This window comes from Photobacterium angustum, from assembly GCF_003026365.1.
Taxonomy (GTDB): Bacteria; Pseudomonadota; Gammaproteobacteria; order Enterobacterales; family Vibrionaceae; genus Photobacterium; species Photobacterium angustum.
Genome location: NZ_PYOM01000012.1, coordinates 166,707 through 185,628, shown reverse-complemented (window position 1 = coordinate 185,628; position 18,922 = coordinate 166,707). Strand labels below are relative to the sequence as shown.

13 protein-coding genes are annotated in these 18,922 nt (G+C 35.3%); 10 read left to right on the top strand and 3 right to left on the bottom strand.

Going from position 1 to position 18,922, the window contains the following annotated elements:
- The 8 genes from CTN01_RS14045 to CTN01_RS14010 all read left to right on the top strand — a co-directional run.
- Positions 1-984: site-specific integrase (locus CTN01_RS14045; RefSeq protein WP_146150430.1), on the top strand; the 984-nt coding region annotated here is incomplete at its 5' end.
- On the top strand, positions 984-2,693 hold the full coding sequence (locus CTN01_RS14040) for a hypothetical protein (protein ID WP_107342178.1): 1,710 nt from the start codon (positions 984-986) through the stop codon (positions 2,691-2,693). The genes CTN01_RS14045 and CTN01_RS14040, both read left to right, overlap by 1 nt.
- Positions 2,683-4,923: a hypothetical protein gene (locus CTN01_RS14035; RefSeq protein WP_107342177.1), complete on the top strand. Its 2,241-nt coding sequence runs from the start codon at positions 2,683-2,685 to the stop codon at positions 4,921-4,923. Before CTN01_RS14040 ends, CTN01_RS14035 begins: the two co-directional genes overlap by 11 nt.
- Positions 4,924-4,935: 12 nt before the next feature.
- Entirely contained in the window at positions 4,936-5,373 is a 438-nt protein-coding gene (locus CTN01_RS14030) for a hypothetical protein (protein WP_107342176.1), read from the top strand.
- Positions 5,374-6,507: 1,134 nt separating this feature from the next.
- A complete protein-coding gene (locus CTN01_RS14025) occupies positions 6,508-7,560 on the top strand; it encodes a ComEC/Rec2 family competence protein (protein WP_045148946.1) in 1,053 nt (350 codons plus the stop codon).
- A 1-nt stretch (position 7,561) separates the two neighbouring features.
- Positions 7,562-8,884, top strand: a complete 1,323-nt coding sequence (locus CTN01_RS14020) for an ABC-three component system protein (RefSeq protein WP_045148944.1) — start codon at positions 7,562-7,564, stop codon at positions 8,882-8,884.
- On the top strand, positions 8,868-9,407 hold the full coding sequence (locus tag CTN01_RS14015) for an ABC-three component system middle component 1 (protein WP_045148942.1): 540 nt from the start codon (positions 8,868-8,870) through the stop codon (positions 9,405-9,407). Before CTN01_RS14020 ends, CTN01_RS14015 begins: the two co-directional genes overlap by 17 nt.
- The gene (locus tag CTN01_RS14010) at positions 9,397-12,501 is read left to right on the top strand and encodes a sbcc family protein (protein WP_045148941.1); all 3,105 of its coding nucleotides are present in this window, start codon (positions 9,397-9,399) and stop codon (positions 12,499-12,501) included. Before CTN01_RS14015 ends, CTN01_RS14010 begins: the two co-directional genes overlap by 11 nt.
- 133 nt (positions 12,502-12,634) lie before the next feature.
- Here CTN01_RS14010 and CTN01_RS14005 read toward each other — a convergent pair whose 3' ends face one another.
- A complete protein-coding gene (locus tag CTN01_RS14005) occupies positions 12,635-12,901 on the bottom strand; it encodes a hypothetical protein (RefSeq protein WP_052666622.1) in 267 nt (88 codons plus the stop codon).
- A 785-nt stretch (positions 12,902-13,686) separates the two neighbouring features.
- Here CTN01_RS14005 and CTN01_RS14000 point away from each other — a divergent pair.
- A complete protein-coding gene (locus tag CTN01_RS14000; RefSeq protein ID WP_107342175.1) occupies positions 13,687-15,285 on the top strand; it encodes a DUF262 domain-containing protein in 1,599 nt (532 codons plus the stop codon).
- A 527-nt stretch (positions 15,286-15,812) separates the two neighbouring features.
- Here CTN01_RS14000 and CTN01_RS13995 read toward each other — a convergent pair.
- Positions 15,813-16,358, bottom strand: coding sequence for a YceB family lipoprotein (locus CTN01_RS13995; RefSeq protein WP_045148938.1), 546 nt, complete (start codon positions 16,356-16,358; stop codon positions 15,813-15,815).
- 95 nt (positions 16,359-16,453) lie between these two features.
- Positions 16,454-17,329: an RNA polymerase sigma factor RpoS gene (gene rpoS / locus CTN01_RS13990; RefSeq protein WP_005365187.1), complete on the bottom strand. Its 876-nt coding sequence runs from the start codon at positions 17,327-17,329 to the stop codon at positions 16,454-16,456.
- A gap of 336 nt (positions 17,330-17,665) precedes the next feature.
- Between rpoS and CTN01_RS13985 the strand changes: the two genes are divergently transcribed.
- Complete coding sequence (locus CTN01_RS13985) at positions 17,666-18,907, top strand: Nramp family divalent metal transporter (RefSeq protein ID WP_045148937.1); 1,242 nt, start codon at positions 17,666-17,668, stop codon at positions 18,905-18,907.
- Positions 18,908-18,922: the final 15 nt, after the last annotated feature.

Here is an 18,922-nt window from a genome sequence, read left to right as displayed (position 1 = left end):
GAAAGTGAATCCATTGTCAGTATTACTCAAAAATCCATAATATCTCCGCACGCAGCCAAATCTACTTTTAGAGAACAAAGCGTTAAATACAACACGATTCGAAAGAGGCTTCGCTCTTTTAGGGAGTTTATCGAGTATTTGTCTACAGTGATTCACGGAGTAGCGCCTTCAAACGAAGTAGAGGGGCGGAAGATAGATACAACAAGTTTTCTTTCTAGAGAAATTAAGAAATATAAAGGCAATAAAGATGTTGAGCCAGTAGATATCGATGAGCAGATGTTCAGTGAAGAAATACTGGATAAGTTGAATGAGGTTATTCAGATAGGCCACAAATACAATCCATTCAAGCCCAGCGTCCAAGCGAGAAACAAAGCCATTATTGACGTTTTATTTGGTACCGGATTGCGAAAGGGCGCATTGCTCGCTCTTAAGATTGGAGATGTCCGTGGTGATGGCATAGAACGATTGCTGATAGCTCAAAGAGAAAACTATGAAGATACAAGGAAGTACCGACCTTCACAGAAAACGGCGGGAAAAGCAGTTTATATAGAGCGAAAAGATTTCGATATTTTAGATGATTTTATCGTTAATCATCGCTATCAGTTTGTCGAAAAAGGGATCGCGAGAAGCAAGGGAGATGGTTCGTTTGGCAATGTTTTTAAAAAACATGACTTTGTCTTCGTATCTTCGAAAGGAAGTACTGTCGGTCAACCTTTATCCATTTCCTCATTTAATCGAATTTTCATGCAACTATCTTCAGCATTAGGTGTTGATATAACACCGCATAAGGTTCGTTATCACTGGAATTATGAGTTCACTAAAACCTGTAAAGAGGCTGGTCTTGATCAAGTTGAAACAGCTCAGCTAAGGAAAAGGCAAATGACATGGAGCAGAGACAGCAAGATGGAAGATGTCTATAACGAGCGAGCACTGCTGGAAAAAGTTCGAGAGCACAAGCAGAAAATGCAACGGAGAATTGGCTAATGGCAAAGGTACAAATTCATCATTATCCGAAAGCACTTAACGAACCAATGCAAGCTAAAGACAAAATGTTTCGTTTCACTCCTACGGATTCATATTGGACCCTTGCTGTAAAAAGTGCTTACCAAAATATCGACATCTCTTTCATGCATAATGCTGATTTATCTAACAGTATTAAATTTGAATTGTTGGATTGTCTGGCTATTCGCGCAACATCACACGGAGCTTCGACTTTCGCTCTCAGTAAAAATGCTCTGAAATCGTTCCTGTTTGTGTTACATGGTGAAAACTTTTCTGACTATGAAAGCGCATTTAACAGTTTGTCTCAGTCTACTAAAGGGCAGCTATCGGGCCTAATTAAAAACTATTACAAGCACCGTAAGCAGTTTAAAAATAATGATCTTTCAGAGTTTTACAGAAAAGTTATATATAAATTCAGGCCTTTAAAACGTGACAATAAAGCAATTTTAGATCCTGTCAAAGGGGCGCTCACCAAGCTGGAGTTCGAAAGCTATTTTGAAGGCTTGCGCCAATTGCACAACAAGGTACGACATATGTGCAAATCATTACATGTAGATGAATGTGATTTTAATGGTTTTTTTTGCGGTAGTAATCAATTAGGACAACGCACTGTCATGTCTGGCGGTGTTGGAATGATCCTCTTAACGAGCGTACTTCGTCGTCCTGTGCAGCTTGAAATGATTAAAACGTGTGATTTCAGAATGGCGAATGGTGATTACTTTGGTGAAAAAGTCACTGACTATACTGTTGCAGATTATGACGAATTGAAATTAAAAACCTATCGAGCCAAGGATGGTACCGATGCACGTACCGAGCTGGATAAAGATATTCATTTAATTAACGCCGATATATCTGAAACCCTAATTCGTTATATGACGATGAACTTCAAAATTTTTATAAACAGTATGTCAGAACATGGCGTGGAGCTAAGCAAAGCTAAGAAAAAGGACTTATTTACACGGTTTCCATTGTTTCCGTCAGTTAACTTGCTGAAGGGGCTAGATTTAAATCACTTACCATTAAGTGAAGAATTGCTTTTTTCTCAACTTTCAAAAAATACTGTCTGGGGTCACTTAGCATACCTTAGTTATGAAATGGCAAATGTTGAAAAACAAGAAATTTCACCATACTTCAAGTCAGAGCGGTTTGATAACCCGCAAGAGATGACTGTCGGTAACAATCGCTTTCGTCACACCGTTCAGACCAATTTGGCTGTCGAAGGTGTACCCAGTGGGTTAATGGCAGCGATGGCAGGTATCACGGACATTGCCGCTCAACGTTACGTTTCGCTGGCACCACAAGCAAGAGAGCAAATAAACAAAGCCTTCTCCAACAATGAAATCCTTAATCGTTTTGGACAATTAACGATTCAAGAGGTTGTCCAAGATGATGACTTTATAGCCTTTAATGAATTTGGTGATGAATTCGGGGTCATGGAGGATAAGATGCGGTGCGAAGGTTGTAAGTCCAAATTACCAGTGCCTTTAGGATGTTACCCTTGCCGAAACTTTAGACCTCTTGCTGACGCAGATCACCAATCTCAATTAGATAAAGCTAACCTAAAATACAGTGCCAATAAAAAAGCAGGAGCAAGCGATAGAGCGCTTCAAAAAATCATTGAGGTTATTGCTTATATTCAAGTGACCATCAAAAAATGCGATGAACTAAAGGAGCTTTCACATGGTAAATAAATATTTAACCGCAATGAATAAAGCTTACAGTGAGGCGAATTGGGATGAGCGTTTATCCAATAAGAATGGTGCACCTTTAACTGATGGCGCGGACGACATACTAAATTTTATAACTGACACTGGTAAGACGAAGGCATTTGTCATTTTCAGTGAAACTAAGTATGGGAAAGCTAGGATATATGAATCGTCATTTAAAAAGGAATTCGCATTATCTGAATATAATAAAAGGGTCATTGCCTTATTTACTAATGATGTTTGTATCAACTTAGGAGCATTAAATAGAAACAATTACTTTAAGCAGGCCTGTGTGTTTTTAGACGCTATCGGGTGTGATTTTCATGATATCACGCAATCAAAGTTCGATAAGCATCATGCTGGTTTATCAATTGATTCGCAAAAAAAGCTTAATCAGTTTATCAAGTATCTTGTAAGTAATGGCTTTTGTATGCATTTGGCGGTTAATAAAGCCAAAGGTAAAGCGGTTCGCGATGCTGATGAAAGGGCTAAAAAGAAACTCCCAGCCGATATATCTTTAAAAATACTGAGTGCTCATTTTGCCAAAGCTTTCCCGGAAGATAAGAAAGAATGGGACACAGATATCAACACTAACCAAGATGAACGTATCTTGCTGGCGGTGTATGCGATAGCAATGTCTGCGCCTAAGCGTGCTGTTGCAGAAATACCAACAATGATGAGGCAAAATGTTCAAATTACAGAACACAACGGCAAAAATCAGCACGCATTATTTTGGCATGGCAGTAAGGGGTATGATGATAACCTTAAGCACGTCCTTGAGCAGATGGCACCTTACGTACAAAGGGCATTAGATTTCTTTGAACTTTATACTCAACCTTATCGAATTTTGGCCAGATTTTGGCAAGACCAATCATTAACCATCAATCAATTATTTATCAAACCGACTAAAGCACAAAAGGTGCGCATTGCAGCGTCAGGCTTGAATCAAAATAAACCGATATCCATTATCCAATTGGCGTATTTAATAGGGCTAATAGGGAAAACCATCAGAACAATCATACCTGGAAAAATTGGTACTGGAAATGCATTTAAATTTTCATATCGCAGTGCAACCGAATTTGAATTGGACACAAAAATCTGTATTGGAGCGGGCCAATCTAAGCCTAAAAATGAATTATTGGAATTATTAGGACTTAAGACAGTACATGAAGATTATGGAATTTGCATAAAAGGAGGTATGCCACTCCCTTTTTATGGTGATGTAAAAACATTCCAGCAACATATATATAACCTTTTAATGGCAGTTTTCCCGTCTTTTCCAATATCAACTAATGCTACGAACAAGATACCTTTAGAAAGTGCGGTTTGGGTTTTACCTCGTACTTGGGGGGCTTATGGGCAAGGAAAGAGCAGCGTTATTCTTCGAAATGGTTCAGAGCTTTCATCTGATTTTATTCAGCTCTTAAAGAATTTTTGGGCGTATCACTCTTACCCTAAAGAATTAAGTATTACTCCCAATCAATTACGGCATTACCTTAACGATTACGGTAATCGCAACGGCATTTCTGACCCTATTATGAACGCATTTAGTGGTCGAGCGGATACCCGTCATATTGAATGGTATCTGCATGAGAGTGACCAAGATACCTTAGCTCGAATGCCAAACAAAAAATCCTACGAAGAGCAGGCTGAAAGTAATATTAATGTCTCTTCAATGAAGGAATATTCAGAGATGAAGGGCAAAGGTGGTGTAGCGACGGAGACAGCCACGGGTTTTTGTATCCAGAATCTTATGTATGAACCGTGTGAATACCTAAATGACTTTATAGGCCAATGCATCTTCTGTGAACAGTCTTGTCATATAGCGCATGATAAAGAGTCGATAGATTTCTTGAAAAAAGACTGCGAAGTACAAACAAAACGACTGGAGCAATTTAGAAAAGCAAAAGCTCCTAATGAACACGCAAAAAACTGGTATAAAGTTCATAGCAAAAATACCTTTGTTCTAAATGAACTAATTAATGTTATGGAAGATGAAACTATCCCTAAAGGCTCGGTTATTCGAGTCATTATCCGCAAGCAAGAAATTCGTATTGCTGATTTGAAGACTCAAAAAATTTCGATTAGAAAATTACAACTGGCGAACATGGAAGAAGATATTAAAGCGGGTACTGAAGCATTAACGGTAGATCCTAACTGCGATGTCGACTCTAAAGAAACCGATGACGGACTAGATTTCTTAAACTTCCTGTAGAGGTTATTTGGTATGGCATTATTAAAACTAACAAGCCCACAGGTGCGTAAAATCGAACGTTTATTAGATTCGTGGCGAGGCAAGCTTACGTGGCAACGTCTAATAGACAAAATTAAGTCTGATTTAAATGTTGAAATATCAAGGCAATCATTAAATACATACCCTTCGATAAAAGATAGTTATGTGGCTGCTAAACATCGCCTAAAAGGGGTCGGGCAAGTTTTAGAGCAAGTACACGATATTTCATTCAAAGAAGTTGATTTATTGAAAGAAAATACAAAGTTAAAACTTGAACTTGAAGGGATGAGTGAGAGGTTTAATAACCTCCAGGGCTTTTTTGTTGAGCTTAATAAGGCAGCTAAGAATAACCCATTGCTTATGGAGACTTTAATGGATGTTAACAAGTCCTATAAAGCAACACTAAAGAAGGGGCGAAAAATTGGCGAGTAAGCATACCAGTCAAAGATCAGAACCTACCTAAACAAGACCAAATTTAAGATCGGTCAATACCAAGAAACATATTGAAACTTTAAAAAGAATCGAACCTCTTTAAATGGATTGTTTAGGGAAGTGAAAAGAAAAATACTGCTATTAATTTGCGACTGTTCTGACATAAGTGTCAGTCTAAGTTAAAAGCTAAACACACATGTTTTTGCGTTGATGTGTGTTCCCCAAATTGATAGTTGCTGTTACCAAACGTACATGAAATACGAGTTAGCTTGTCTTGTTAACTCGTTATTGCCACAAAACGGTTGAAGTAATATTTCTACCACAAATTAAGGAAAGAATGTCAGTCCAATCTGTTAATGCATCTTTGATGCCCCAAACATGTTAGATCAAATACTCATTCATATCGTATTAACGTGTTTTTGCATTAGTCCTATTTATACTGCTAGCCTTTTTTATTTACAGAGCAATTATTACGTTTTGCCATGGATTTTTACTAAGGTAACAAAGTGTTACTGCAATCGTGACTTTATATGAAAAAAAGAGTATATTTGCCTAGATTATTAGTCATCTTCACTTTAAATAGCAAGAATGCTGGTTAATAAGTTTATGTTTGATAGAGGAGCAATGAGAATTTTTGCAGCAGGTAAAAGGTTGCTCAGAAAAATATTTCTAAAATACAAACTTTAATTCCAAAGTACACGCTCCGATATTTACTAAATTGTGATTTATGCCCGAGCGGAAACGCATTTGTTAATGTAAATGTTTTCAACAAAACAATACTATATATGCAATTAGAGGATGATAATTTAGACACATGTGACCGGTGTGAGGACAGAACCATATTCTTCTAGCACGAGTGACTGATAGCCTGTTAGCTCTCAGTATCCTTGGTAAACAAATTCATTTCTTTAACCTAGTTACCTTCTCTTATTTTTGGCGATGTTGAACTATGAAAGAGTGATAAATTAACGCTATTTATCTGCTTATTCTGGATATGATTCGAAATAGGACAGAAATAAGGTAGACCTTTAGATTATGTGTTGCTCTAGTCAATCCCTAAAACTATCTGAGTTACCAGGTGAATAACCAGTTTGGCTCTTCTGTAATTTTAGTTAATTAACGTAAAAGGTATTTATGGCTGTATCTGTAAGAGTTCTGGAAGCAAATCATGGCGATTGTATTTTAGTCAGTTATGAGGGGGCTTCAGCTACTACCAATATTTTAATTGACGGGGGGACATCAACGACTTTTAAGTATGGAGCGAGGCAACGCTACAAAGGAGCACTTTGTAGAGTTCTAGATGACCTCAAAAGCAAAGGACAGAATATCGACCTTGTAGTATTGACTCATATTGATGACGACCATATTCATGGTTTGATAAAAGCTTTTGAAACACCTGGTTACTTATGTGACCTCGTCAAGTCTATCTGGTTTAACTCATCTCGTTTGATTACACAACATTTTGGTGTTGCTGAGATACAAGAGAATAATGTTCTATTGACCGACGATTCTCCAAAAACAAGTGTTCGTCAGGGAAAAGAGCTTGAAACACTACTTTGTGAAATAGGATGTAATCGTTCACCTCTTGTATTAGCTGGACAAGTCCATACTGTTGGCCCGTTCACATTAAAAGTTCTATCTCCTGAGCGAAGTCAGTTAGAGCGGTTATTACATAAATGGCCTTCTGAAGTTGAGTCAGGTGCTACAGCTGCTCACGACAATGATTATGCTCTCTCTCTAGAAGAAATTTGGTCAGTAGACGAATTTGAGTCAGACTCATCCGTTTACAATGGAAGTTCAATCGCTTTTTTGTTGGAAGTTGATAATAAAAAAATGCTCTTTCTTGGAGACGCTCATGACCCAGTAGTATTGGATAATCTTAAAAAATTAGGCTTTGATGAGACAAATAAGCTTCATCTTGACCTTGTGAAAATTTCACATCATGGTAGCCAATACAATACTAGTTCTGAGTTTCTTTCCTTACTCCAGTCATCTCGTTACGTAATTTCGACCAATGGCTCGAGGCATGGTCTTCCTAACAAAAGAACCATCGCTAGGATTATTAGGGATACAGACGGTCAGATTTGTTTCAATTATAGCAATGTGATCAACCCATTGCTCTTAGAGCATGAAATAAAAGACTATGCCTCTCGACTAGAAGTGTTGGATGAGGAGCTTCAACTTTAATATGACAGTCTCTGAAATCATGCAGTCATACTGCGTCAAAGTTAATAGTGGTAGTGGCGTACTAGTCAACGGAATGACACAGGAATATTCTTATGTGCTGACTGCTGCTCATGTCATTCTCAACGAAGAAGGTAAAATCATTAGTGATAAAGAAGGCAATATAGTAGTTCATGACTATCAAGATAATCGACTCAACGTTCTATCTGAGCTTATCCCTCAAGAGTGGAGAGAATTTAGATCAGATGAATATGACTTTGCAATCTTAAAAGTAAATTATCAGGAACGATTAGCACAGAAATGCCTTCCAGCTTCAGACTTGGGTGATCGAGCTTCACTTACCCTTGTCGGTTTTCCTGAAACAGAGAGAAATTCACCAGATCCTATTAAAGAATATATAGGGTATAAGGTTAGTGTAGCTAACGAACTTTTAATGTTATCCCTTGATGGGATACCGGGAACAAATACGATCAAAGGAATGTCAGGTGGTGGCGTATATCATGTTCAAGGTGAGGAGCCATTTCTCAGCGGAATCGAATTCCGAATGGATGGTTCCACACCTGAACAACAATATGGTCGCGTTCAATGCCACAGTCTAAAAAGGTTTGAAGAGTTAATTACAATTAATTCAAGTGCACCAATGATCCCAGCTTATTTAGAATGCTTTTCTAGAGTGAAAGATCTGATATTTGAATTCAACGTGATTGATATGAATAACGTTATCAACCTTAAAGGAGCCTTGGAAGAGTTCGCTAATACTCTAATTGGTGGCGGGTTACCCCCACCTTACAAAGTCATGACGGACTATAATTCAGAGCTTTTGGTCAACCCAGGAAGACTCAACGAGCTTGAAAGTCGCCAATTGTGGATAGCATATTTAGAGTTTTTAGTAATCAGTACCTTGATGGATAACTCTGGAAGTGCCGATGAAACTTATATTAAGAGTTTAGAGCGAAAACGACGGTTATTATATACCAGTGACAACACAAACTGGATAAGCCGCTTAGAAGAACTACTCAAAGTTGCTCGCAAACTTTTAGACAAAGATGGCACTCTAATCGTTGCTTCACCTGATGTTAGCGCTAAACCTCTACCTCCTGATTTCCTTCTTATAAATGTAATAAGCGATATCGCTATTGCACCAAATCAGGGGCCATTCGCAATTGATAGGGTAGAAAGTACCATTTATAAGAGTTATAAACTAACTCATTTAGAGGGGCTTCGAAATAAGTGTGTTATAGATGAAGAATTCGAATACTCAAGATTACAGACTCGCGTGCAACAGTTACAGAGATTTAGAGATAAGCTAAGTGAAATTATTAATTAATGAAATTGATCTGGGATTTTTATCTAGCCAATATGAAAATATTGAGTTTTATGTCTTTTGCTCTAATGATCCCCTTTCGTTTATATCCTGCATTGTATGCGTATGTGAAACCTCACATGACATTGTACAGAATTGGCGGTCTATCCAAAATATAGTGGCTGTTTATCATCAAAAGTCAGGTGGATTTGATGCTTGGAATATGTACTTGGCATTTTTCTGCAATCAAAAAATCCCTACTTGGGATAAATATGAAATAGAAAATAACAAATTTTCTGCGCGAAAAATAGTAGTCGATGAGTTTCTAGAAGTTCCAAACATTCATAACCTTATTATTGAGTTAGAGAAACAACTATTAGGTTCAGATCTAACACTCGAAAGTCGAGCAGAACAGCCAAAAGAAAATTTATCGTATTTAGAAAAGTATTACCGTGGTGCTCCTTTAGATTCTAAAAATGAGTCCAGAGCTAAACGAGCATTGATGATTGATAATATAATTGAAAGTTTGAGCTGTAATGAAAATTAAAAAAGTTGAGATTGAAGCATTTCGAGCCTACCAATCAAAATTAGATGGCACTTTTGATTTTACAAACGATAGGGGTGAGCCTGTAAATTTTGTCGCCATATATGCTCCAAATGGTTTTGGAAAAAGTTCTTTTTATGATGCAGTAGAGTGGGCTATTACGAACCGTGTAAAAAGGCTTACAAATTATCAAAATGAAGCGAAATCGATTAAGAACCGTGATGAAGGGCTTAAAATTTTACGTAATAAATATGTGAATGAAAAAACAGTTACAAATGTTGTAGTATCCACTAGTTTTCAACATTCCTTTGAGCGATATCTCCCTAAAATACGTAAGAACCAAAGCGACATGTCTATAGGTAATCTCGAAAATGAGTTCTTTCAAAAGATTATACTAAGTCAAGACGCAATTGAGGGATTTCTTCGTGAAGAAAAGCCACAAGAGCGCTATTCTAAATTTATGGAAAGCTTTGGTGGTAATATTGAAACTGCTCGCAAGGAGTTGTCTATACTCATAAATGATAATAATTCTGAAGTCAGTGCCCTTGAAAAGAAACGTAAGTCTTTACTTTTAGAATTGGAACAGCCTATTGATTTTTCGATATTTGAACAATTCAATTCAGTTGCTTCTGAACTTAACTCGTTGGGTGAATGTATTATATTACCCGAGGAAAGTATTTCGTCAGAGTCCGTTCATCACCTTAATGCTAGCCTTATTTTACGACAGCATGAACTGAATGAATCTCTTAATGCCAAGAATGAATTACTTGTAATATTGGATGAACATTTAAGAAAACTACCTGAAATAGAACTTCATGTTGGCTATCAGATAGAGCAAAAAAAGCATCTAGATCGAGTATTAAAAGGTATTGCTGATGTTGAAAAGTATAAAGGCTTATTAGCATCTCATAATAAATGTGTTGAAGATAAAAAACAAACAAGTGTACGTTTGAATCATCTGATTGAAATAGCAGAAAAAGTTGAAGACTTTTTTCAAATTGAATCTCGTCTTAAAGATATAGCTAAATCTAAAAGTCTTCTGACAGATGATTGCTCTAAAATAACTTCTGATTTAGCTGGTTTTGAACAGAAACTGATACAGTTAAATAATGAACTTAAGGTAGATGATGATAGAGTTATATTGCTGAGAAATACAGTAGATAACTCTAAGTTAGTATATGATGAGTTATCGAATAATCGAGAACGGATTGTCTATTTAAATCAGCAACTCAGTGATAGAAAAACTGTAATTCACGTAGAAAAGGGTAAGCGTGATGAACTGAATCATAAATTGAATGAATTATCATCTTTAAAGATTACATCTAACTTGTTACTAGCTGGAAGTGTGGGAAATTTTGTTTTCGAAAAAGAAAAAATAGAACAGCTAGGAAAATTCAATGTTGAACTTGATTTACTTGAAGTTAATATTCAGGCATTGAATTCGACTCAGAAAGCTTTAGCAGAACAAATGGAAATACATGAAAGATTAATTTCCATAGGCTTAGATTATCTTAGTGTTGAACCCTCTAATGTCTGTCCCTTATGTACAGTTCCCCATCCTTCTTCAGAAGAATTGATAGGTAAGGTTAAGGGGCAAAATTTACTGTCTGGACTTAGCCAAGAAAATGCGGAAAAGATTTCACAATCTTCAATACGGCAGAAAAAGCTTAGAGATAAAATTCAATCTATCACTTTGCAAGCGGTAGATTCACAAGCACAGCAACTAAATAATCTTCGTGAAAAATTGTATGAAGTTGAAAAAACGCTTTCTAAAGCAGAGCAAGAGAATAATACATTTGAGAGTGAAAAAAAGAACTTAGAGGATAGAATTTCTGAACTAGAGCAGGCTGTTTGGGGACTTCCAAATCAAGATCTGGAAACTAGAATAGGATCAGAGCTTAACCAATTATCTGACAAGCGGCTTAGTCTAATCCAACAAAAAGAAAAGTTAGTTGAACAAATTCAAGTGGCTACGGAGTTGCTTAAAGCCGATCGTATTGAATACTCAAGGTTAGAGTCTGAAATGGAGACTAAAAGTAATAGTAATGTTTACGTTACTGTTTTGGCTTATCTGAATGAAAATTCGATTGCTGTTCAAGATATCAAAAAACATTTGAAACTAAAAAAAGAAGAACTTGAAGCAGTTATTCGTAGATGCATAGCTTTAGATGAAGCAATGACAAGTCAGTGTAGTGATATACTACAGGAAATGATAGCTAACGGTACATATACAGATATCGTAATATTGAAGAAAGAAAAGGAAACATTAGAGTTAGCGTTAACTAATTCTAAATCGATAGTTGATGAATTTTATATGAGTTTATCTAGCTATATTAATATTCTTTCTGATGACACATTAGAGCAATTAAAAGAACTAATAACATTTAAGATTGACGATTGTCAGGTATACGCTCATAAGTTAGAAAAGTTGCTAAGTGGTATTAAACTACTCTTAGAACTTATGAACTCATTTAAGCCCTACATTAAACGCTTATCTATCGAGGAAGAGTTACATACATTAGAGCAACAGTTAGAAAAGAGAAATCAAGTAGATGCCGTTTTAGTTAAAGAAAGAGAAGTCATAATAGAAAAGTTAGGAGCGCTTATTAATAACTTCTTCTATGAAGATCTTATCAATGCTATTTACAAGAAAATAGATCCGCATCCTACATTTAAAAAAGTAGAATTCAAAGTTAGCTTTGAGACGGAAAAGCCTACTTTAAATATTTTAGTAAGCGATGGTGCAGGTGGAATATTATCACCTATTCTATATTTCAGTGCAGCACAGACGAATATTTTAAGTTTGAGTGTGTTTCTAGCGAATGCTATCCATGCGAAAGATGATAATGAAAAGCCTATTGATGTTATTTTGATCGATGATCCAATCCAAGCGATGGATTCGATAAACGTACTTTCGACGATAGATTTACTTCGAAGTATATGTGTGAAATTTAATAAGCAACTCATTATATCAACGCATGATGAAAATTTCTTTGGTTTGCTTCAAAGAAAAATTCCGACGGAGATTTTCGGATCAAAGTTTCTTCAATTAAAAACATTTGGCGTTGTGGCATCAGTAGAGCCAATCATCAATTAGTTGATAGAATAAGAGACAAAAGCATTATAACAAATGGTCTGTATTATTTTTAGACCTTCGATATTTTTCAGTTTTAGATCTGAGAGAAAGGTAATTTCTGTCAGGCTAAATATATTAGTGGATGAAATTAAGACTAGATCAGAAAAACAAGGATATGTGTCGCGTAGGCGACACCTATTCTAAGTGTTGGACAAGCTTCATTACCTTCACGCCTTTCGATAAAAACACGTCCAAAGTTCTCGGCTGGAATGATATGTTCTGCTTCCCAGCGTTTAGTACGTTTCTTGTGTACTTCTGTTGTAAACCATTTAGGTAATTTTATGTACTTATCTTTATTAAAATAGGCAGCACAATAAAGCGTTTCCATGCGTTCTTTGTTGGTATAAATATCTCTCTGCATGTGCTTTTTTACTTTTCTGAAAGATTGAATTGTAGTGTTCCCTTAGTAATTATCAGCAATACAGAAAGTGGGAATAACTGCTAATGTAATAAGAACAAATGGATTAACGAGAATAATGTTCAGTTTATAAGGAAAATGAGTAGTAACTAAAATCGTAACTAATAAATCATGTATTATCTTATTAAGAGTGTGATTCATAACTCTTATCGTATTGATATCTTTTTAATGTGTATTAGTGGGTAATACTGCTCTTATAGATAGTCAAATAATGATGAATATCCCACATTATGTGCTGAACATAAGAAAAATGCGAGTTCTATTCCTTAACATAAGATTTATACTCACATCTGCATTTATCTGTATCATTTTCTAGCTCGAAAATATCACATAATAAGTAATACCTAGTTACACTTTGTTGACTTTAATTTGAATTAGCTTTAACGATCAACTTAATCCTAAATTTTAATTAGTACTTCTCCTGTCTTTATTTCCTTATAATAATTTTCTTTAAGTAATAAAGTGTTGATGATGTCATAATTTCCTAGATAAAAAGTTGTATAATTATCTAAACTTTTGGATGTTTGGTGTATCAAGCATGTTATTTTTATTTTATGTTGGTTTAAATGACTAAACTTCAATGAATAAAAGTTAGTTGTATCGATTCAAAATATTTTAGCGCAATCTGAGTATATGAATCACAATGAGTTGCTACGCAATGTCTTACTTTTCTGAAGTTACATATCATTATTCAATACTAAATATTATAAAAACAATTTGGAGTAGAGATGAAATATAGAGATCCAAAACCTGATATCTTACGGATCGAAGAATTAGTGAAAGATGTAAAATCTGGCGATATTAAGCTTCCTAAGTTTCAACGGCCTTTTGTTTGGAAGAAGGAAGATATACTAAAACTTTTAGACAGTGTTTACCAAGGTTATCCGATCGGAAGTGTGCTTCTTTGGCTTACAAGGGAAAAACTAGCAGCTGAACGAAAAATTGCTGACCTTGAAATAAACGAGCGGCCTAACGAGTATCCAACAAACTATCTCTTAGATGGTCAGCAACGCCTTTCAACTCTTTGTGGTGCATTGTATTGGAATGGTGAAGACAAAAATAGCATATGGAATATCGTGTTTGATGTAGAGAAAGAGGTTTTCATCCATCCTAAAGGAGACTTGAAAATCACTGAATTTCCACTAAATAAAATCATAAATACCAGTGATTTTCTCGCTCAATGTCGAGCATTTGATGCTCTAGAAGATAAAGATATTTTTTATGAAAGAGCAGAGAGATTACTAAATGCAATTAAAGATTATAAAATTGCAGCAGTTCGGATTGGCGATATGTCTTTAGATGAAGTAGCACCAATTTTTGAAAGGATAAACAGCTCTGGTCGACAATTGACAATGGTTGATTTAATGAGAGCCGCCACATGGAAAGGCGGCTTTGATCTTAATGATGCTATTTCATCTGTTCGTAATGCATGTGAAGCAAAAAGTTTTTATGATATCAAAGAGTTACATATTTTAAGAAGTATTTCTGCGGCTGCCGGCCTTGGTATTCATAAAGAAGACATTGAAAAGCTACGGGATAAAACTTCAGATGAGCTAAAGGCAGCTGCAACGAAGTCAGTACAAGCTTATAAACTTGCTGTTGACTTTTTAACATCTGAATTACCACTTACATCAATTAATTATCTACCCTACGCACTTCAGCTGACCTACATTGTTGAGTTCTTCAACATTTGTCCTCAGCCGTCAGTAGAAAAGAGAAAAGAACTTAAAAACTGGTTTTGGCGGTCTTCTCTTGCAAGACAGTATGGTTCGTCGAATACAGGTCTTATTTCAACTGATTTAAAACACATGAGATCATTTGCTAATGGTGAAATAGCGCTAATACCAGTAAGTAATGACTTAAAGACAAAAGCAATTCTCGAAGATAGTTTTACCTTAAATAAAGCAACAAGTATGACCTTCGCTTTATTACTTGCACATAAAAAACCTAGGAGCCTTCTAGATGGTAGTGTTATTGATACAAGAAGAGCGCTTTCAAAAACCAATCGTTTAGAGTACCACCACATATTTCCTAAGGCTCATCTCGAGAGAGTCGGCGTGTCAAAAATAAAAGCAAATATGCATTTAAATATATGTATGTTGAACCTAACTAATAATCGAGAAATTTCTGATAAAGACCCTTCAGATTATTTCTCAACTATTGAAGAAAGGTTAGGCAACCACCTAAGTGAAGTATTGATATCAAATTATATAAACAATGAAGCATTCTTAGCAGCCAAGTCTGGTGACTACGAGAAGTTTCTGAGTGAGCGAGATAAAGAAATATTAAAAGAGATTAAAAAGCTTACATACTCTCGGATTTCGTGAGGGAAGAATGGACAAAATATAGCTATGAAAATTGATATACTTTATTATTCTAAATCAAATATAGGCTACAAATCTAACAAATCAATCAAGAGTGATTTAGCGCGTATGGAAATTTTTATGTCATACAGTAAGGCTCTTGGAAAGCTTTAACTTGCATATTAGAACATTTGACATTATGAGGCTAAGCTGGAGTATCCAGATAGCCTCATTTAAAAATCTCATAGATTTTCAATTTTAAGGGTAAGGGGCAGGAAAAATTATTTATGATAAATACAAAGTTGATTAGTAAAATAGCCAAAATCGTAATGCACTATAACTTTATATTTTGTAAAGGAAAAGTAGACAAAAAGTTCATATTGAAAAAGCTTTTTAGAAAAATTTACAACTTATAAGAATGTTGTAAAGAATAGTAGAGTGACTTGATAATATAAGTCATTGTTATACTTATTTTTATCAAGTCAGTCGGTCAGTTAGTCATTTAGTTAATGGTACATACCTATAACTTTCTAGACTGTGATAAAAGTAACTTACCAATCGAGAACTAATTGATGATTTTTAATTACCAATTCAGGCTTAGTAGATTTAAGTAACGCTTGTTTCATTTCGTTTTCATCGAGCCTATAGACGGGTTTGGTTGATAACACTTGTCCAATAAGTGAAACAAATGGTGTGATAACCGGTTTAGTGATCATGTTATTAAACTTCTCCGGTTTTATTGCCAATGATTCAATATTTAAACCACGTAAATATATTGCCCCTTCATCTTGGTTATAATAGGGGATGGCACTGAAATTTGCTTTAACAACAATATCTTGAGGTGGTTGACCTGCAAGTTCTAGTTGGGCGCTAGCAGTAGTATCAACACTTACACGATTGTCAGCGACACGACCAATACCAACTTTTACTTTTTCAAACTTACCTGTAGCGTAGGCGATACCTTGAATACCAACAGATCGTTCAACATTGGTTTCTTTGTTTATGTAATTTTGCATCTCACTTTCAGTGACACCGTAACTACTACAACCAGCAAAAAAGAAGGCAGAACTCACAATAATTAGAGCTTTTAAGCGCATAAAAAACCTTAAGAAAAATATATATGCTTTATTTATAGCTCATAATAACCAAAAAAAGCACGTAAACCTACGTGCTTAACACTTTCAAACAAATATTAACTGTTAGCAAACAAAACAGAGATATCGTAGTTATCACGGCTCAGTGAATTTTTTAGTTTTGCTAATGAGGTAACTTGTAACTGGCGAATACGCTCTCTTGTAAGTCCCACTTCTTCAGCCACTTCTTGTAATGTCTGAGCTTCATAACCTAATAAACCAAACCTCCGACATATGATTTCTTTATCTCGATTATTTAGACACTTAAGTACGTTCGCTGTAATTTTTTGGATTGCTAAATCATCAACGAGCTCATCAGGTTTAGCACTGTTTTCATCTGCAATTAATACAGCTATTGACTGTGAAGTTGCTTCACTTGTAATTGATTGATCATACGAGACAATAGGGGTGTCATAAGAAAGGGTTGTAGATACATCATCAAGTGTTTTGTTTAAAACTTCAGCAACTAATTCTGTACTAGGTTCTTGATTGTTTTTCTTAACTAACTGTTTGTGTGTTCGAATAATAGTGTTGATTTCTTTTGATACATGAACAGGTAAACGTATCGTTCTTCCTTGATTATGTATTGCACGTTCTATCGTTTGTTTTATCCACCATGTTGCGTATGTTGAGAATCTAAAACCTTTTTCAGGATCAAATTTTTCAACAGCTGTCATCAACCCTATATTACCTTCATCTATTAAATCACTTATATGTATGCTACTGCCTCTATATTTTTTTGCGATACTTACTACTAATCGTAAATTACTCTCAATTAATACATTTTTACTACAAGCATCGCCACACAAACTTTTCCGACTATATAAAATTTCATCTTCTTTGGTTAAAAGTGGCTTTTCTGATATCTCTTTTAGATATAAATGAACAATGTCTCCGCCATGTGAAAATTGTTCTTCTTTCTTATTTATATCCATATTACATCCCTATATGACATTAATGCTACATGCTTAAATGCATAACTCTCTATAAGCAACAAAACTCACCCTACCATAAAGGTATGACCTGTACATCATATTTTATGAAAATGTTAATATAAAATTAAAATCACTTCACATTTAACTCTCGTGTCATATAGCCAAAACGTATTATGCCTGTTGATTGTTAGCGTAAGACTTTATCTTTAGATAGGTTTTAACAATCAAAAAACATTTAAACATTTATGAAATCTTACCAACCACTAATAGCACCCAAATGACATTGATTATCATTTGCAACGGTATATGATAAAATTATTGTTTAAGGAGTTAGCTATGGTCTCTACCACAATTTCTGTTAAGCCCGAAATGGCTACCTTCAGTTTAAAACTAAAGAAAAAACTACTACTTCTAGGCCCAGCATTCATTGCTGCTATTGGTTATATTGATCCAGGTAATTTCGCTACAAACATAGAAGCCGGCTCTTCTTTTGGCTATCAGTTATTATGGGTTGTGCTTTGGGCAAACCTGATGGCTATGTTGATCCAATACCTATCTGCAAAGTTAGGCATAGTGACGGGCAAAAATCTCGCGGAACATTTACGTGATCATCTACCTAAATGGGCGATAGGTCCATATTGGATTCAGGCTGAAATAATAGCTATGGCGACTGATTTAGCAGAATTTATTGGTGCTGCTGTTGGTTTCCAATTATTGTTTGGAATTAGTTTAATGGAAGGGGCAATAATAACTGCCATAGTAACAATGGCTATATTATTATTAAGTAATAAAAGCCAGAAACCATTAGAAGCTATGATTGCAACATTATTATTAGTTGTAGCTGTTGTATATGTTATTGAGCTTTTCTTTGCTCATCCTGCTACAAGCGAGATGATAAAAGGTCTTGCAGTTCCAACGTTAAATAGTTCACATCAAATTTATTTAGCTGCAGGTATTTTAGGTGCAACAGTCATGCCGCATGTTATTTACTTACACTCGGCACTATTTAAAAATACTTACGGTGAAAAAAAAGCAAAAAGATTAAAATCAACACGTTTAGATGTACTTATTGCAATGGTTATTGCTGGTTTTGTTAATATTGCAATTGTGGCAATGGCAGCAGCAGTTTTCCATTATTCAGGTAATCAAGATATTGCTGGGATTGAAACTGCGTACAAAACCTTAACACCACTTGTTGGACAAGCTGCATCTACATTATTTGCTATTTCTCTTATCGCATCAGGTTTATCATCTACTGTTGTTGGTACTATGGCTGGAGATGTTGTAATGCAAGGTTTCGTAAAATTTAAGATCCCTTTGTTATTACGCCGTCTTGTTACAATGATCCCATCTTTTATCGTTATTGGACTTGCTATTAATACCACTGAAATTTTAGTGATGAGCCAAGTCGTACTTAGTTTTGGTATTGCATTAGCTATTATACCGTTACTAATTTTCACTAATAATGAAAAACTAATGGGTGAGTTTAAAAACAATAAATACGTTAGTTATGCAGGTATTGTTATCATTGCTCTTGTTATTGCCTTGAACATATATTTAATGATGACACTTTCTTAAATATTACTTTCAATC